The 14,462-nt window shown below is 64.0% G+C and carries 14 protein-coding genes; 5 read left to right on the forward strand and 9 right to left on the reverse strand.

Going from position 1 to position 14,462, the window contains the following annotated elements:
- Positions 1 to 68: 68 nt before the first annotated feature.
- Together V7P99_RS11605 and V7P99_RS11610 are read right to left on the reverse strand one after the other, a co-directional pair.
- The gene (locus tag V7P99_RS11605) at positions 69 to 683 is read right to left on the reverse strand and encodes an SH3 domain-containing protein (protein WP_333794982.1); all 615 of its coding nucleotides are present in this window, start codon (positions 681 to 683) and stop codon (positions 69 to 71) included.
- A gap of 255 nt (positions 684 to 938) precedes the next feature.
- Complete coding sequence (locus V7P99_RS11610) at positions 939 to 1,208, reverse strand: hypothetical protein (protein ID WP_333794983.1); 270 nt, start codon at positions 1,206 to 1,208, stop codon at positions 939 to 941.
- A 383-nt stretch (positions 1,209 to 1,591) separates the two neighbouring features.
- Here V7P99_RS11610 and V7P99_RS11615 point away from each other — a divergent pair, with 383 nt between their 5' ends.
- Complete coding sequence (locus tag V7P99_RS11615) at positions 1,592 to 1,888, forward strand: hypothetical protein (protein ID WP_333794984.1); 297 nt, start codon at positions 1,592 to 1,594, stop codon at positions 1,886 to 1,888.
- Between the two features lie 172 nt (positions 1,889 to 2,060).
- Here V7P99_RS11615 and V7P99_RS11620 read toward each other — a convergent pair whose 3' ends face one another.
- The gene (locus tag V7P99_RS11620; RefSeq protein WP_333794985.1) at positions 2,061 to 4,430 is read right to left on the reverse strand and encodes a heavy metal translocating P-type ATPase; all 2,370 of its coding nucleotides are present in this window, start codon (positions 4,428 to 4,430) and stop codon (positions 2,061 to 2,063) included.
- Positions 4,431 to 4,558: 128 nt separating this feature from the next.
- Between V7P99_RS11620 and V7P99_RS11625 the strand changes: the two genes are divergently transcribed.
- Entirely contained in the window at positions 4,559 to 4,834 is a 276-nt protein-coding gene (locus tag V7P99_RS11625; RefSeq protein WP_333794986.1) for a metal-sensitive transcriptional regulator, read from the forward strand.
- A 33-nt stretch (positions 4,835 to 4,867) separates the two neighbouring features.
- Complete coding sequence (locus V7P99_RS11630; RefSeq protein WP_333794987.1) at positions 4,868 to 5,395, forward strand: DUF411 domain-containing protein; 528 nt, start codon at positions 4,868 to 4,870, stop codon at positions 5,393 to 5,395.
- 31 nt (positions 5,396 to 5,426) lie between these two features.
- On the opposite strand, the gene V7P99_RS11635 is transcribed toward V7P99_RS11630, so the two are convergent.
- Both V7P99_RS11635 and V7P99_RS11640 read right to left on the reverse strand, forming a co-directional pair.
- Positions 5,427 to 8,189 (reverse strand): HAD-IC family P-type ATPase, encoded by a 2,763-nt coding sequence (locus tag V7P99_RS11635; RefSeq protein WP_333794988.1) that lies wholly within the window; start codon positions 8,187 to 8,189, stop codon positions 5,427 to 5,429.
- A 159-nt stretch (positions 8,190 to 8,348) separates the two neighbouring features.
- A complete protein-coding gene (locus V7P99_RS11640) occupies positions 8,349 to 9,194 on the reverse strand; it encodes a transporter (protein WP_333794989.1) in 846 nt (281 codons plus the stop codon).
- Between the two features lie 300 nt (positions 9,195 to 9,494).
- Between V7P99_RS11640 and V7P99_RS11645 the strand changes: the two genes are divergently transcribed.
- Positions 9,495 to 9,959: a Fur family transcriptional regulator gene (locus V7P99_RS11645; RefSeq protein WP_333794990.1), complete on the forward strand. Its 465-nt coding sequence runs from the start codon at positions 9,495 to 9,497 to the stop codon at positions 9,957 to 9,959.
- Positions 9,960 to 10,053: 94 nt separating this feature from the next.
- Here V7P99_RS11645 and V7P99_RS11650 read toward each other — a convergent pair whose 3' ends face one another.
- The 4 genes from V7P99_RS11650 to V7P99_RS11665 form a co-directional block, all read right to left on the reverse strand.
- The gene (locus tag V7P99_RS11650; RefSeq protein ID WP_333794991.1) at positions 10,054 to 10,515 is read right to left on the reverse strand and encodes a DUF6496 domain-containing protein; all 462 of its coding nucleotides are present in this window, start codon (positions 10,513 to 10,515) and stop codon (positions 10,054 to 10,056) included.
- Between the two features lie 152 nt (positions 10,516 to 10,667).
- Positions 10,668 to 11,423 carry an SDR family NAD(P)-dependent oxidoreductase gene (locus V7P99_RS11655; RefSeq protein WP_333794992.1) on the reverse strand — a complete coding sequence of 252 codons (756 nt, stop codon included), beginning with the start codon at positions 11,421 to 11,423 and terminating at the stop codon, positions 10,668 to 10,670.
- Positions 11,420 to 11,845 (reverse strand): hypothetical protein, encoded by a 426-nt coding sequence (locus V7P99_RS11660; protein WP_333794993.1) that lies wholly within the window; start codon positions 11,843 to 11,845, stop codon positions 11,420 to 11,422. The genes V7P99_RS11655 and V7P99_RS11660 overlap by 4 nt, the downstream gene beginning before the upstream one ends.
- A 65-nt stretch (positions 11,846 to 11,910) precedes the next feature.
- Positions 11,911 to 12,672: an SDR family oxidoreductase gene (locus V7P99_RS11665; protein WP_333794994.1), complete on the reverse strand. Its 762-nt coding sequence runs from the start codon at positions 12,670 to 12,672 to the stop codon at positions 11,911 to 11,913.
- A gap of 191 nt (positions 12,673 to 12,863) precedes the next feature.
- Here V7P99_RS11665 and V7P99_RS11670 point away from each other — a divergent pair, with 191 nt between their 5' ends.
- Positions 12,864 to 14,432 carry a winged helix-turn-helix domain-containing tetratricopeptide repeat protein gene (locus V7P99_RS11670; protein WP_333794995.1) on the forward strand — a complete coding sequence of 523 codons (1,569 nt, stop codon included), beginning with the start codon at positions 12,864 to 12,866 and terminating at the stop codon, positions 14,430 to 14,432.
- The last annotated feature ends 30 nt before the right edge of the window (positions 14,433 to 14,462 follow it).

Consider the following 14,462-nt stretch of genomic DNA (forward strand, 5'->3'; position numbering starts at 1 on the left):
CTGTCACGGTCGCCAATAAAAAAAACCCCGGCTTTCCAGCCGGGGTTTTCGTATGCGCTCGAGGCCGATCAGCGATGGTTGTGTCCGCGCTGGTCGCCGCCACGCCGGTCGTCGCGATGGTCGTTGCCGCGCTTGCCGTCACGACGGTCTTGGCGCGCCGGTCGCTTCCAGTTGCGATCGGGGGGCGCTTTGAGACCTGCGGGGGCGCGATAGTCCTTGCGCCACCAGCCGGGATTGCGCTTGCCCGGCGGGGGAGCGCGCCAGCCCGTGCGAGGGCGGACCTTATGAGAGTACCAGCGTGCTCGGTCGTTGTACCAAGGCCGTCCAACGTAATGGCGATCCCAGTAATCGCGAGCGACGAAGCTCACGAACGGAATGCTGAAGGCAGCGGGGCCGACGTCGGGCAGCGGGACGTAGCTGCCGCGCTGCTCGAACGCGAGATACTCACTGTAGACCCAGCCGCGATTTCCGGCCCAGATGACGTCACACCAGGACTCGTCGCGCAGGCAACCCCGGATGTCGACGTCGTCGCCTTCGGGGATTACGCCGACGCTCGGAAATTCCGTATCCGGGCCGGTCCTGATGTTCACGTTGGCGGTGGAGAATCCGGGCGCCGCCTGGGCCGCCGCCATGCCGAGGAATGTCAACCCGGCTATGGCCCCGATCAGTCTGAATGTCTTCATGAGTACTCCGTCGTTAGGTCGAGAGAACAGGATTCACTCAAAGATGACGTTATGATGATGGCCTCCGCTGCCAGCCCGGCATCCAGCCGCTGAGGACATATCCACGCGTGTGCAGAAACGCGCAACGGGCGGAATTCCGTCGCTTTTCTTTTGATACGCGCACGAGCCGATGTCTACGCGAGCGAGATGGCGCGCGAGTTCAAAGGGGGCGAAGTTCGGAAAATGACTCCCTAGAGCCGCTTTAGGGGAAGCACTCTAGCGGGCGCGAAGACGGCGGATCTGTGGCAGATCGAAGAGATCGTAATAGGGGCTTGCTCCCGGAGGATAGTCTTCGGCGGACTTGTAGCCGCCATCGCACCAAGGATTGCCGTAATAGCCATAGGGACCATTGTAGGGCGTGCAGTCGCGCGTGGTGACGCGATGATGGTCGCGCTGATGCTTCTTGGCGCGGGCCTGAGCATCGGCCGGAAGAGCGTGGAGAGCCATGGCTCCGGCAGCTACGACGGCCAAGCATTTCATAATCATGGCTCGGATCCTCTTCGTTGGCGCTCTCTGCGTCATTGCGTGGCGAGTCGCCGCTCTGTCAGCACTTAAGGCGTGATCCCGGGCGCGCGCAAGACGGCCCGATAAGATAAAGACTGACTGTATCGTCGGCCCTTCGGTGAAGCATCGCAGCCGGCTGCGCTTCTCGTGCGAGGGGTTCGGCTGCCGCGCTTGCCGAACAATCTCCCCGCGAACTGCAACTTCACCTACGCGTATCCTGCAAGAAATCCTGCCGACCTTTGCTCCCAGTGACCTTGTGGATTTGTCGCACCCATTGGCTCAATGCCCTGCCTGGGATCTCGGTCCTGGGCACAAGAAAAGCCCGCTAAGGGCAGATGTCGCAAACGTTTTCTGGGAGCGAAACCATGAGGAAGTTGCTGATCGTTGGAACACTCGTGCTGATGCCCTCGGTGGCAATGGCCGACTGGGCAAGCCACTTCAATACGCTGGACACGGATGGCAACGGCAGGATCAGCCGTACGGAATGGGAGGCGAATCAGCACAAGCTGAAGATCGATCCCGCGCCGACGTTTACGGCGATGGATGCTGACGTGAACAATGGCATCGACGAAGACGAATGGGCGGCTGCGGAGAAAATGGCGAAGGCCTTCCCCGTATCGTGCAAGTCCGCCACCGAATCCTGGTGCGAGAAGCAGTACTGATTTTCATACGCCCGAGTGCGTCGCCCTTGTTTGGACTGGCGTTCAAGCAGGCGTGCGCTCGTTCTCGTATGGCCATCAGCCGCTAACGGAGCTCGAAACCCGGGTGTTGGCCGGGTTTCGAGCTATCGCGTTGCGGTACACGTGTGGTCCACCGCGCCATCAGCGGCCGGATTCAGAGTTGCAGGCGGTTGAGCCGGAGCGCGTTGGCGACGACGCTGACGGATGACAGCGACATGGCAGCCGCCGCGATCACCGGCGAAAGCAGTAGGCCGAAGGCCGGGTAGAGAACGCCAGCCGCGATCGGCACGCCGGCGGCATTGTAGATGAAGGCGAAGAACAGGTTTTGCCGGATGTTGGACATGGTGGCGGCCGAGAGCGCGTGGGCGCGCGCGATGCCCGTCAGGTCGCCTCCGAGCAGAGTTATGCCGGCGCTTTCCATGGCGACGTCCGTGCCGGTGCCCATGGCGATGCCGACGTCTGCCGCGGCAAGAGCCGGCGCGTCGTTGATGCCATCGCCCGCCATGGCGACGACGTAGCCGTCGCGGCGGAACCGGGCCACGATGGCACTTTTGTCCTCCGGTAGAACCTCGGCTTCCACATCCGTAATGCCGAGCTTGGCGGCAACGGCGCAAGCCGTCGTTTGCTGATCGCCGGTGAGCATGACGATCCGTATCCCCTCTTTCCGCAAGGCCGCGATGGCCGCAGGGGTTGTCGCCTTTACGGGATCGGCAATGGCGATGATGCCGGCGGCTTGGCCGTCCACGGCCACGTAAATGGCGGTGGCGCCGTCACGGCGCAGGTCATCGGCGGCGCCCTCGAGGCTCGAGGTGTCGACGCTGGCGTCGTCCATGAGGATGCGGTTGCCGATGGCGAGCTGGCGGCCCTCGACTGAGCCGGTGACGCCTTTTCCGATAGGGGTTTCGAAGTTTTGCGGCTCCGAGAGCGCAAGGCCGCGCTCCGTTGCCGCCTGCACGATTGCGGCCGCAAGCGGGTGCTCGCTCGCCCGCTCGAGGCTCGCGGTGAGACGCATCAGATCGGCCTCTTCGATAGCGGCGCCGGGTGCGATGCGCACCTCGACGACGCGTGGCTTGCCCTCAGTCAGCGTGCCGGTCTTGTCGACGAGCAGCGTGTCGACGCGTTCCATGCGCTCGAGCGCCTCGGCATTCTTGATCAGCACGCCAGATCTGGCGCCGCGACCGACCCCGACCATGATCGACATCGGCGTGGCGAGGCCGAGCGCACACGGGCAGGCGATGATGAGGACGGAGACGGCGGCGATCAGGGCGTAGGCGAGGCGCGGCTCCGGCCCCCAGAGCTGCCATGCGGCAAAGGCCAGGATGGCGGAGAGGATCACGGCCGGCACGAACCAGCCCGAAACCCGATCGGCGAGCCGCTGGATTGGGGCACGGCTGCGCTGGGCCTCGGCCACCATCTGCACGATGCGGGCGAGAACGGTGTCGCGTCCCACTTTGTCGGCGCGCATGACGAAGGTGCCCGACTGGTTGGTGGTGCCGCCGATGACGGAATTGCCGGTGGCCTTCGTCACGGGCATAGATTCTCCCGTAACGAGCGATTCATCGATGGCGCTGCGGCCGTCGAGGATTTCTCCGTCGATAGGGACGTGCTCGCCGGGGCGCACACGCAGGCGATCTCCGACGGAAATTTCCTCGAGGGCAACGTCCTCGTCGGTGCCATCGGATCGGATACGTCGCGCGGTCTTAGGCGAAAGATCGAGCAGGGCGCGGATGGCGCCGCTCGTACGCTCGCGCGCGTTGAGCTCCAAAATCTGGCCGAGAAGCACAAGAGCCGTGATCACGGCGGCCGCCTCGAAATAGACGGACACCGATCCGTCGGGCGCGCGCATGGAGGCCGGGAAAAGATTAGGCCGGAGCGTTGCCACGATGCTGTAGGCCCAAGCCACGCCCGTGCCCATGGCGATGAGCGTGAACATGTTCAGGTTGCGCGTCTTGACCGAGGCCCAGCCGCGCTCGAAGAACGGCCAGCCGGCCCACAGCACGACAGGGGTCGCGAGCACGAGCTGGATGAGGTTCGACGTCTGCTGCCCAAGCCAGTGGTGAAGGCTAACGAGGTGGCTGCCCATCTCGAGCACGAACACCGGAAGCGTCAAAGCGAGCGCGATCCAAAAGCGGCGCGTCATGTCTGCAAGCTCTGGATTGGGTGCCGCGTCGGCGGTGATCAGCTCCGGCTCGAGGGCCATGCCGCAGATGGGGCAGGAGCCCGGACCCTCCTGGCGGATCTCAGGATGCATCGGGCAGGTGTAAATGGAGCCGGGAGGCGCTTCGGGCGCAGCTTGCGTGGGGTCAAGATATTGTGCCGGGTTCGCGGCAAACTTCTCCTGGCAGCGCGCGGCGCAGAAGTAATAGGTCGTGCCGTCCACCGTGTGCCGGTGCTTGGCTGTCTCAGGATCAACCGTCATGCCGCAGACAGGGTCTTTCACGGCAGCGGATTGGGTCGGCTCGCCGGGCCCGTGCCCCGAGTGGCCGCAACAGGAACCGTGTCCAGGTGTTTCGTGGGCGGCCATGACCAGTGCTCCTCGAGATGAAATAGAACCGGGATGCGCAAGGCCGAACGCGCAAGGGTGCATGCTCGGCAGATACCCCATGGGGGTATCTGTTGACGAATATACCCTGGTGGGGTATCGGTCAAGCCATGACGAAAGCTGCCAAAGCGTCTCGATTGAAACGCCTCGCCCGCATCGAAGGCCAGGTGCGCGGGCTTGGGCGCATGCTCGAGGAAGACCGCTACTGCATCGACATCGTGACGCAGATCGCCGCCGTTCGCGCGGCGCTCCGGCGTGTTGAGGAGGATGTGCTCCGCGACCACATATCCCACTGCGTCGCGCATGCGATGGCCAGCGGAGACGCGGCCGAGCAGGAAGAAAAGATCGACGAGCTCATGCACGTGCTCTCGCGGAGCGCACGCTGATGGAGCGAGCCATATCGCAGAGGAAAATAGCTCATGAGCACGAAGACAGCAGGACCCGACTGCCTGCCAGACACGGATAGCCAGCCGGATTTCAATCGGCGTCATGTGCTCGGATGGGTGGCAGCCGCGCCGGCGCTTCTCGCCGCCTATGGCGCGACGCGAGCTGTGGCGGAGGAGCTGCCGGCCATGACGGTGTTCCGCGACCCGAGCTGCGGGTGCTGCCACAAATGGGTCGAGCACGTCAGGGCGGACGGCTTCTCCGTGGCCGTGCACGATGCCGCCAGCATGAAAGCCGTGAAGGCGCGCCTTGGCGTGCCGGCCGAGCTGGCCTCCTGCCACACCGCTGAGGTCGGCGGCTATGTCATCGAAGGGCATGTGCCTGCGGTGGCGATCCGGCGTCTCCTCGTGGAGCGTCCGCAAGGGCGTGGCATTGCCGTACCCGGCATGCCGATCGGATCTCCGGGAATGGAAGGCGGCGCGCCCGAGGCTTATGACGTGGTGCTCTTCGGTGCGGGAGAGCCGCGGGTATTCGGCAGGTTCCGCGAGGCGAGCCCCATCTGATGCCGATCGCCATTCGCCGAAGCTTCGGTCGTCAGCGCGATGCGGCGCGAGCTACGGGCTGCGAGCGCTGCACAGGATAAACTTTCAAGATATCGAGCCGGCGCATCAGGTGCTTCTCGGCCTCCAGGATGATCATGGCCAGGACGCCGACACTCACGATCAAAAGTCCGTCGGTGAAGCTCACGGCCTCGGTCGCGAACAGCTCCTGCATCGGCGCCCAATAGGTGAACGCGAACTGCGCGGCCGTGACGGCGGCCACAGCAAGCAAGACCGGGGGCGTGCCGAGTGCGCCGCGCCAGGTGAATGACGTCATGTGCAGATAGCGCACGTTGAACAGGTAGAAGATCTCGAGCACGACGATCGTGTTGACAACCATGGTGCGGGCCATGTCGATGCTGAGGCCGCGGCTGAGAGCGTAGAAGAATACGCCAAGCGCGCCGGCGACGAACAGCAGTGAAACGAACACGACGCGCCAGACCAGAAACGGGGAAAGCAGGCCGGCATCCGCGCGGCGGGGAGGGCGGCGCATCACGTTGTCCTCCGGCGGCTCGAAGGCGAGCACAAGCCCGAGGGTGACGGTGAGGATCAAGTTGATCCAGAGGATCTGAGCGGGCGTCATTGGCATCGTGAAGCCGAGCAGGATCGCGGCGATAACCGTCAGCACTTCGCCGCCATTGGTCGGCAACGTCCAGGAGGTCACTTTCTGGATGTTGTCGTAGACGGTGCGTCCCTCGTGGACGGCGGCGACGATGGACGCGAAGTTGTCGTCGAGAAGCACGATTTGTGAGGCTTCCTTTGCGGCCTCGGTCCCCTTGTGGCCCATCGCGATGCCGACGTCGGCCTGCTTCAGGGCGGGAGCGTCGTTGACGCCGTCGCCGGTCATCGCGACGATCTTGCCGTTGGCCTGGAGCGCGCGCACGATACGCAGCTTGTGCTCCGGGCTCGTGCGCGCGAACACGGCCGTATCGGCGACGGCCTGGCGGAGCGTCTCGTCGGATAGTGTATCGAGTTCATGCCCGGTGAGCACGCGCGGAGCGTCGCCGAGGCCGAGCAGGCGCGCGATGGCGGCGGCCGTTGCAGCATGGTCGCCGGTGATCATCTTCACCTGGATTCCGGCGTCGTGGCATTCTGCGATTGCCGTCACGGCTTCGGGCCGCGGCGGATCCATGAAACCGACGATGCCGAGAAACACGAGGCCGCGTTCGACGTCGGAAAACGAAAGGCGTACGTCCGCATTTTCTGCGGGCTTCATGGCGAAGCCGAGCACGCGCTCTCCCTGAGAGGCGGCCGCTGCGATGCGCTCGGCCCAGTAGCCGTGATCCAGCGCCTCGGTGCGGTGTCCGCAGTCCTGGAAGGCGCACATCTCAAGTACGCGCTCGGGTGCGCCTTTGACGAAGATGATCGGCCGTTCATCCGGCGTCTGGTTGAGAGTCGCCATGAAGCGATGCTGCGCGTCGAAGGGGATTTCCTCGCGCCGGACGTAGGCCGAGCGCAACGCCGTGACGTCGAGGCCGGCTTTCATGGCGAGCGTCACAAGAGCGCCTTCCATAGGATCGCCGCTGACAGTCCAGCCACTATCGGTCTCATGCAGATGCGCATCGTTGCAGAGGAGGGCGGCGCGCGCGAGGGCGAGAGCCGCCGACCGGCTGGCGTCGGCATCGGTGCCTGAGGTGTGGGTGAGCGCTCCTTTCGGTGCGTAGCCAGCGCCTGCAACGAGGATCTCTCCGTGCGGGACGACAATGCGGCGTGCCGTCATCTCATTGCGTGTCAGGGTGCCCGTCTTGTCGGAGCAGATCACGGACGTGGCGCCCAGCGTCTCCACGGCGGGCAGGCGCCGGACCACGGCGTTGCGTGCCGCCATGCGCTGCACGCCAATGGCGAGCGTGATGGTAATGACGGCGGGCAATCCTTCGGGCACGGCCCCCACGGCAAGGGCGACGACGGCGATCAGCGCATCGTCCCATTGATAGCTGCGCACGAGTACGGCGAAGGCAAAAAGCAGCGCTGCCGCGCCGATGGCGATCCACGTGAAGCGGCGGCCGAACCCGTTGATCTGCCGCAGCAGCGGCGTCGTCAGTTGCTGAACCTCGCCGAGCAGAGCGCTGACGCGCCCGATCTCGGTTGCAAGCCCGGTGGCGACGACGACGCCGCGTCCCTGCCCGGCCGCGACCATGGTGCCGGAAAAGGCCATCGACGAGCGATCACCCAGTGGAGCGCCAGCGGGCGTGGGCGCTTCGCTCTTTTCGGATGCGACCGATTCTCCGGTGAGGATGGCTTCGTCGATCAGCATGCCGCGGGCATGGAGCAGGCGGAGGTCAGCGGGGACGCGGTCTCCAGCCTCGAGAAGGACGATGTCGCCGGGCACCAGCTCCGCGACGGCAATCGAAGAACGCTCCCCATCGCGCAGCACGTGGGCGCGTGGCGAGATCATGCGACGGATGGCGGCGAGCGCGTTTTCGGCCTTCCCCTCCTGAATGAAGCCGACGGCCGCATTGACGAGCACGACGGCTACGATGACGCCGGCGTCCAGCATGTGCCCGAGCGACCATGCCGCAACGGCGCCCGCCAGGAGGAAATAGATCAGAGCGTTGTGGAACTGCGCGAGGAAGCGCCGGATGGGATGGACGCCGCGAGCCGTGGGCAGCTCGTTACGGCCGTGCTGCCGGAGCCGATGCGCCGCCTCCAGCGCGGTCAGCCCGCCCGGGGCGGAGTGTACCGCGGCGAGCACATCCACTGTCGGGAGCGCGTGTACGTCATTGGGAGCGATTGTTGCCGAGGTGCCGGTCTCCTGCATGGGATTATGGGGCTCCTGGTCGTTGGGATCTCTCTCAGATGGGCGGCGCTGCTCCTCTACAGCCAAACATGCTACGGCTGGCTGACGTCGATCAACAGGCAGGATCGCCTCAATGCCCTCCATCGACGTGGCTGTGGCCGGGGCTTAGACGCCAGCGGCCTAATAGCGCCGTGTGAGTCCCACGAAGAGGTTCACGTCGTCGGCCGCATCCGTGACGCCGATGTTGGCGCCAGCATCGAGTTGGAGATTGGTATCGACAGCATAGGTGACCCCGGCGCTCAAGGTCGCGATCGTTTCCGCTCCGCTTTCTACGCTGCGCTCGACAAAGGCTTCGACGTACAGCCCCCATTTGTCGGTGAGATCGAACCCGAGGGCGGCCGAGTGGACGAATGCAGGCTTGTAGCCGGACCCGTTCTCAGCTCTCAAAATATCGATCTCGCTCATGAGGCCGAGCTCCATGCCGTGGCCGAGATCAATCGCAAACGGGACGATGACGCCGCCCTCGGCATCGTTATTTAGACCCTCAATGGTGTTCGTCGGGAGCTTCACGAAGGGCATGACCGCGAAAGCGGTGCGGCCTCCATCATTGCCCCAGATGTTGTGCTTCAATCGGACGGTCAAATCGCCGAAACCGCTCATCCTGCTTGGGGATGCGCCTGACATTCGGATGTGGCTGTAGGCGCCGTATGCAAGCTGGAGGTCCGTGCTGCTGGTCAGGCCGATCTTCAGGTTGAAGGGGGCGACGTTGAAGGTGCGTGCAGTGAGACCATGCTGGCGATCATACGTATATGCGAGAAGGTCCGTTTCGATCTGGAAGCGGCCAGCGTCGACGGTATAGGGGCTTTCCGTCTTGTCTGGCCGGTCGGCGGACATCTCGCGGAGCATATTGTCCGGCGTCGGATTCCAAAGTGTGTGGTGGCTCTTGTCACTGCTCTCGGCAGGGACTGCACCGGCGACAAGCATCACCGTGGCCGCCATGAGCGTGGTTCTCTTCGCAAACGCCATCTCGGATCTATCCTTCATAAATGAGAATCAGTCTCATTTGCATAAATGAAGAAGAGGTCGAGTCTCTATGCTTTTTGATAATCGTTCGCATTTGGGTGTGCGCCATGTGGCGCATCTGCACCGATCAGCTTTGTAGAGATATCCCCAGGGAAGCCGCCAACCTCAGGGTCACCGCGGCGAATTCCAAGTGCGTGACAGGGGTTTGCAGTTGGCCACCGCAAGTGACATGAAGTAAAGGCGACCTATGCGGGCATGATTACCTTTCGTGCGCGCACAACGTTTGCGGAGCGCTGAGACTCGATGGGAAAACCGGGGCTGGGAGACGATATTGAGAAGATCTGCCGTGCGCATGGGCTGCGCGTGACGGGGCCGCGGCGCGTCATTCTCAGTGTTCTGGCTGAAGCTCGAGATCATCCCGACGCCACCGAGCTCCACCGCCGCGTCACGGCCATCGATCCGGCGATCTCCCTCGCGACGGTTTATCGGACCGTGAAACTCCTCGAGGATAAGGAAATTCTCGCTCGCCATACGTTCGGCGACGGAAAGGCCCGCTACGAATCCGCGGACCAGGACCATCATGATCATCTGATCGACATCGCCACCGGGAACATCATCGAGTTCCGCTCAGACGAGATCGAGCGCCTGCAGGAAGAGATCGCCCGCGAGCACGGCTATAAGATCGTGAGCCACAGGCTTGAAATCTTCGTCACGCCTCTCGAGAAGCCGCAAAAGGCGGGTGCGCGCCGATCATCCAAGACGAAATAGGTTTCGAGCCGCTGCCCATCACTCCCTGCTCGGGCAGATCGTCCTGCGGGCGTCCATCATCCGGTTCCTGGCACGCGCAAGGTCAGGCACGCGTCTAATGAAGCGCCTGTTCGAGCTGGCGCTTGTTCATGCGTGACCGTCCCTCAATGTGCCGGGCCTGGGCCTTCTTATAGAGTTCAGCCTTGGTTGGACCACCTCTCGCCCGGGAGGCGCTCGCCTTGCGACCGCGCTGGGTCAGCGTCTTGGCGTTCCTGCCACCCATGGCCCGGCTGCTTTCGCGGCGGCCTCGGGCGCCTACGCGCGATCGGCCCTCGGACTCCTGCTGGGCGGTCGCGCCTCGGGCTTCCTTGCGTTTGGTGCTTGCGAGATTGCTGCGGTTTTCACTCTTGCTTGCGTATTTGGAGGCGCCCGCCTCCTTAAGGGCTATGGCGATGGCCTGACGCCGGCTTTTCACCTTGCCGCCCTTGCCACCGGATCCGCGCTTGAGTTCACCGTGCTTGAACTCGTGCATCACACGGCCGGTGGTTTTGCGTTGTCTGGGAGATGTCTGTGGCATCGAAGGTCTCCACGTAACGTTCGTTTTGGTTTGCGATCGCTCCTGTTCGAAAACGACTTCGCACTGAGCGAACGAGCGTGGAACGTGCGCGGTTCCTTTGGTCGGCAACGATGCGGACCGGTTCGGTCTTGGAACGGCTGCAAACGCATTGGCTACGTCGCGCTCAATCCGCCATCGACCGCGATCACTTGGCCGGTCACCCAGGCCGAGTGCCCTTCGGCAAGGGTCAGGATCCAACGGGCGACGTCGTCGGGGGTGCCACGCCGCTTGAGTGGAATCTGCTCCCGTTCTTGCGCTTCGATAGCGGCGGCAGCTTCAGGGGAAAGCCCCATCATGCCGATGAGCGCATTCGATTCCGTCGGGCCGGCCGCGATGGCATTGACGCGGATGCCGGAGGGCGCGAGCTCGAGCGCCCAGCAACGGGTGAGATGCTCCAAGGCGGCTTTGCTGGCGGCATAGTGGGAAATGCCGGCTGCTGCCTTATGTCCGAACGTGCTCGAAATGTTGACGATCGTGCCTTTGGTCTTTTGTAAATATGGAAGCGCCGCGGCGGCGAGAATGCTGGGACCGACGACGTTGACGGCCAAGATGCCCGCGATCCGTTCTGCGCTGGCGTCCGGCAAGGCGAGGATCGCACCCGCGCCCGCGTTGTTCACCAGAATGTCGAGGCGGCCCCAGAGGTCGACAGCTTGGGCGACGGTGCGGGCGGCGTCCTTTTCGCTCGCGACATCGGCGACCAGGCCGACGATATCCGGATGGGTGGCCGCCGTCTCCTCGAGCGGCCCCGCCCGTCGTCCCGTGACGAGAACCTTGGCGCCTTGTGCGGCAAAGCAGAGCGCCGCTGCCCGGCCGATGCCAGAGCTGCCGCCGGTGATGAGGGCGACCTTGCCTGCGAACGTGTGCATCATGCCAGCCTGCCGGCTGCTGGCGCCGCGCCCCGCACGTTCGCGATTGCCCAGACGGTTATGGCGAGCCCAAGGAGCGCGGGCAGCGTCACAGCAGGAAAATCCCGCGCGAGTGCCGACGGACCGCAGATTCCGGCGGCGACTTCCCAAAAGTGAAAGAGGGCATGGCCCAAGAGCCAGATCGACGGGGCCGCCCAAAAAGCGATACGGAGGTCCGGCCGTGCGGCGCCGAGCAGAAAGGCGCCTCCAAGAAATAGAAAGATCAGCCCGATGTCGCGTACGAAGTGCTGATTGAAGGGGCCCGTGGTCGTCACGCCCGGCACACTGAAATACCATCGCTCCGGATCGATAAGCATGAAGATGCCGTTGGCAATGGCGGCGACACCGAGCACGAGGGCGACTGCGATGCAGGTTCTTTTGAGCATGGAGCCATCTCCTGGTTGGGCCGTTCGGCCGCGTGAGGATGCGGCAGGCGATGTGCGATGAGCGATCATGCGGGGATCTGCGAGTGGCGCAGCCAGTCTTCGAACCGGATCGATCCAAGGCGTGGCTGCTCTCCGGGCGTGAGCGAGCGATCGTCGAGTTCGGAGCCAAAGTACCGGGCATGGATGTCGGCGATGACCTCGCGATGGTCGCCCGTCTTTGCAAGGTGGAGCCGCGCGAGTGCGTCGAGAGGGATCTTCTCCGGGCCGGCCAGTTCGATAATGCCGTTTGCCGGCTTGCTCAGGGCGATCTCCGCGAGAGCCGCTGCCACGTCATCTGACGCAATAGGCTGCAGCAGTGCGGGGGACAGCCGGACCGCGCCGTTGCCGCCCGCAATGGCAGATTGCGTAATCGTTCCGACGAACTCGAAGAATTGCGTCGCGCGCACGATCGTGTACGGCGTCTTCGAAGCGCGTATGAGCTTCTCCTGCGCGACCTTGGCCCGCATGTAGCCACTTTCGGGAAGGCGATCGGCACCGACGACGGAGAGAGCCACGTGGTGGCTGATGCCCGCCGCCGCTTCTGCGGCAAGGAGGTTGCGTCCGGCCGTCTCGAAGAACTCCAATACGGCCTGGTCCTCGAATGAAGGTGAGTTGGCGACGTCGACGACGACGCTTGCGCCTGAAAGCGCCTCTGCCAATCCTTCCCGCGTGATCGTGTTGACGCCGGTGTTCGGTGATGCGGCCAGGACATCGTGGCCCTTGCCGCGCAGCAAGGTGACGACTTTCGACCCGATAAGTCCCGTGCCTCCGATGACGACAATCTTCATGACGCTCCTCCAATGGCGACGCCGCACTGGCGTTTTATGCCCGGAGGATGCCCCGCAAACGGACGAAAGACCTTGCGGAAGCCTTGAAATACACTCCAGTTTACCGTGGAATTGCGTCCAAGCGCCCAGGCGGCGCCTGCGTCATGCTAAGAATATTTGAGAAACATCGTTCCCGTCTCCGGGTTGCCCACGTGCAATTCCTGTTCGCAGATTGTGTCCTTGATCCCGACCGGCGTGAGCTCATGCGGGCCTCGAAGGCGGTTGGGGTTGGGCCGCAGGTTTTCGACCTGCTCCTTTATCTCATTCAGAATCGAGACCGGGTGGTCAGCAAGGACCATATGATCGAGGCTGTGTGGGGCGGGCGCATCGTCTCGGAGTCGACGCTGACCAGCCACATCAATGCCGTCCGCAAGGCCATCGGCGATAGCGGCGGCGAGCAGCATCTGGTCCGCACGATAGCTCGCAAGGGTTTCCGCTTCGTTGGCGACGTCAGGGAAGCGCAGGAGACCCAGGGGGGCGTGCATCATGCGGAGCCTGCGCAGCCGGCCCCGGCTCCCGCGCCTCCCAGCCGGCCGTCCATTGCCGTTCTGCCGTTTCAGAACCTGAGTGGAGATCCCGAGCAAGCCTATTTCGCCGAAGGCGTCGTGGAGGAGATCATCACGGCGCTCTCCCACGTCCGCTGGCTGTTCGTGATCGCACGCAATTCCAGTTTCACGTATCAGGGTCGCGCCGTGAATGTCCGGCAGGTCGGCCAGGAGCTCGGCGTCGGGTATGTGCTGGAAGGCAGCTTGCGCAAGGCGGCGGATCGCATCCGCATCACCGGGCAGCTGATCGAGGCGGCGACGGGCGCCCATCTCTGGGCGGAGCGCTTCGAAGGCAGGCTCGACGACATCTTCGAGCTGCAGGACCGGATCGCGGCGAGCGTCGTCGGGGCGATTGCGCCAAGAGTGGAGCTGGCCGAGATCGAGCGGGCCAAACGCAAACCCACGGCCAGCCTGAACGCTTACGATTTCTACCTGCGCGGTCTCTCTCTCGTGAATCGGGGAACCAAGGAGGCTGTCGAGGAGGCCTTGTCTCTGTTTCGCAGAAGCATCGAGCTTGATCCGGAGTTTGCCGCTGCCCAGGCTATGGCGGCCTGGTGCTACTTCTGGCGCACCGTCAACGGTTGGTCGAAGGATCGGGCGCAGGAAAGTGCCGAGGGGGAACGGTTGGCCCGCCGCGCCGTCGTATTGGGCCGGGACGATCCGGTCGCGCTCACGCGAGGTGGGCACGCACTTGCCCATCTGGCCGGAGACGTGGACGGCGGTATTGCGCTTCTCGATCGGGCCGTTTTCCTCAATCCCAATCTCGCTGCGGCCTGGTTCCTCGGCGGCTTCCTGCGGACCTGGCATGGCGAATGCGAGAGCGCCATCGCGCATTTCGAACGCGCCATGCGATTGAGTCCGGTCGATCCCGAGCTCTATCGGATGCAGGCGGGTATGGCGATGGCGCATCTCTTCGCCGGGCGCGTCGAGCAGGCCTCTGTTTGGGCGGAACGGTCCTACACCAATCTGCCGAGCTTTCTCATGGTCGTGGCGCTGGTCGCTGCGACGCGCGCGCTCGGTGGACGGATGATGGAAGCCCGGCGCGCCATGGACGAGTTGCGGACGCTCGATCCGGAGCTCCGTCTATCAAGGCTCGGTGCTTGGCTCCCGATCCATCGCCCGGAGCATCTTTCCATATTTGCAGACGGCCTGCGGAAGGCGGGCTTGCCGGAATAGCCGGCTCACGCGGCGTGTCGGGACGCAGCG

Origin of the sequence: Hyphomicrobium sp. (genome assembly GCF_036780825.1) — a bacterium.
Taxonomy (GTDB): Bacteria; Pseudomonadota; Alphaproteobacteria; order Rhizobiales; family Hyphomicrobiaceae; genus Hyphomicrobium_C.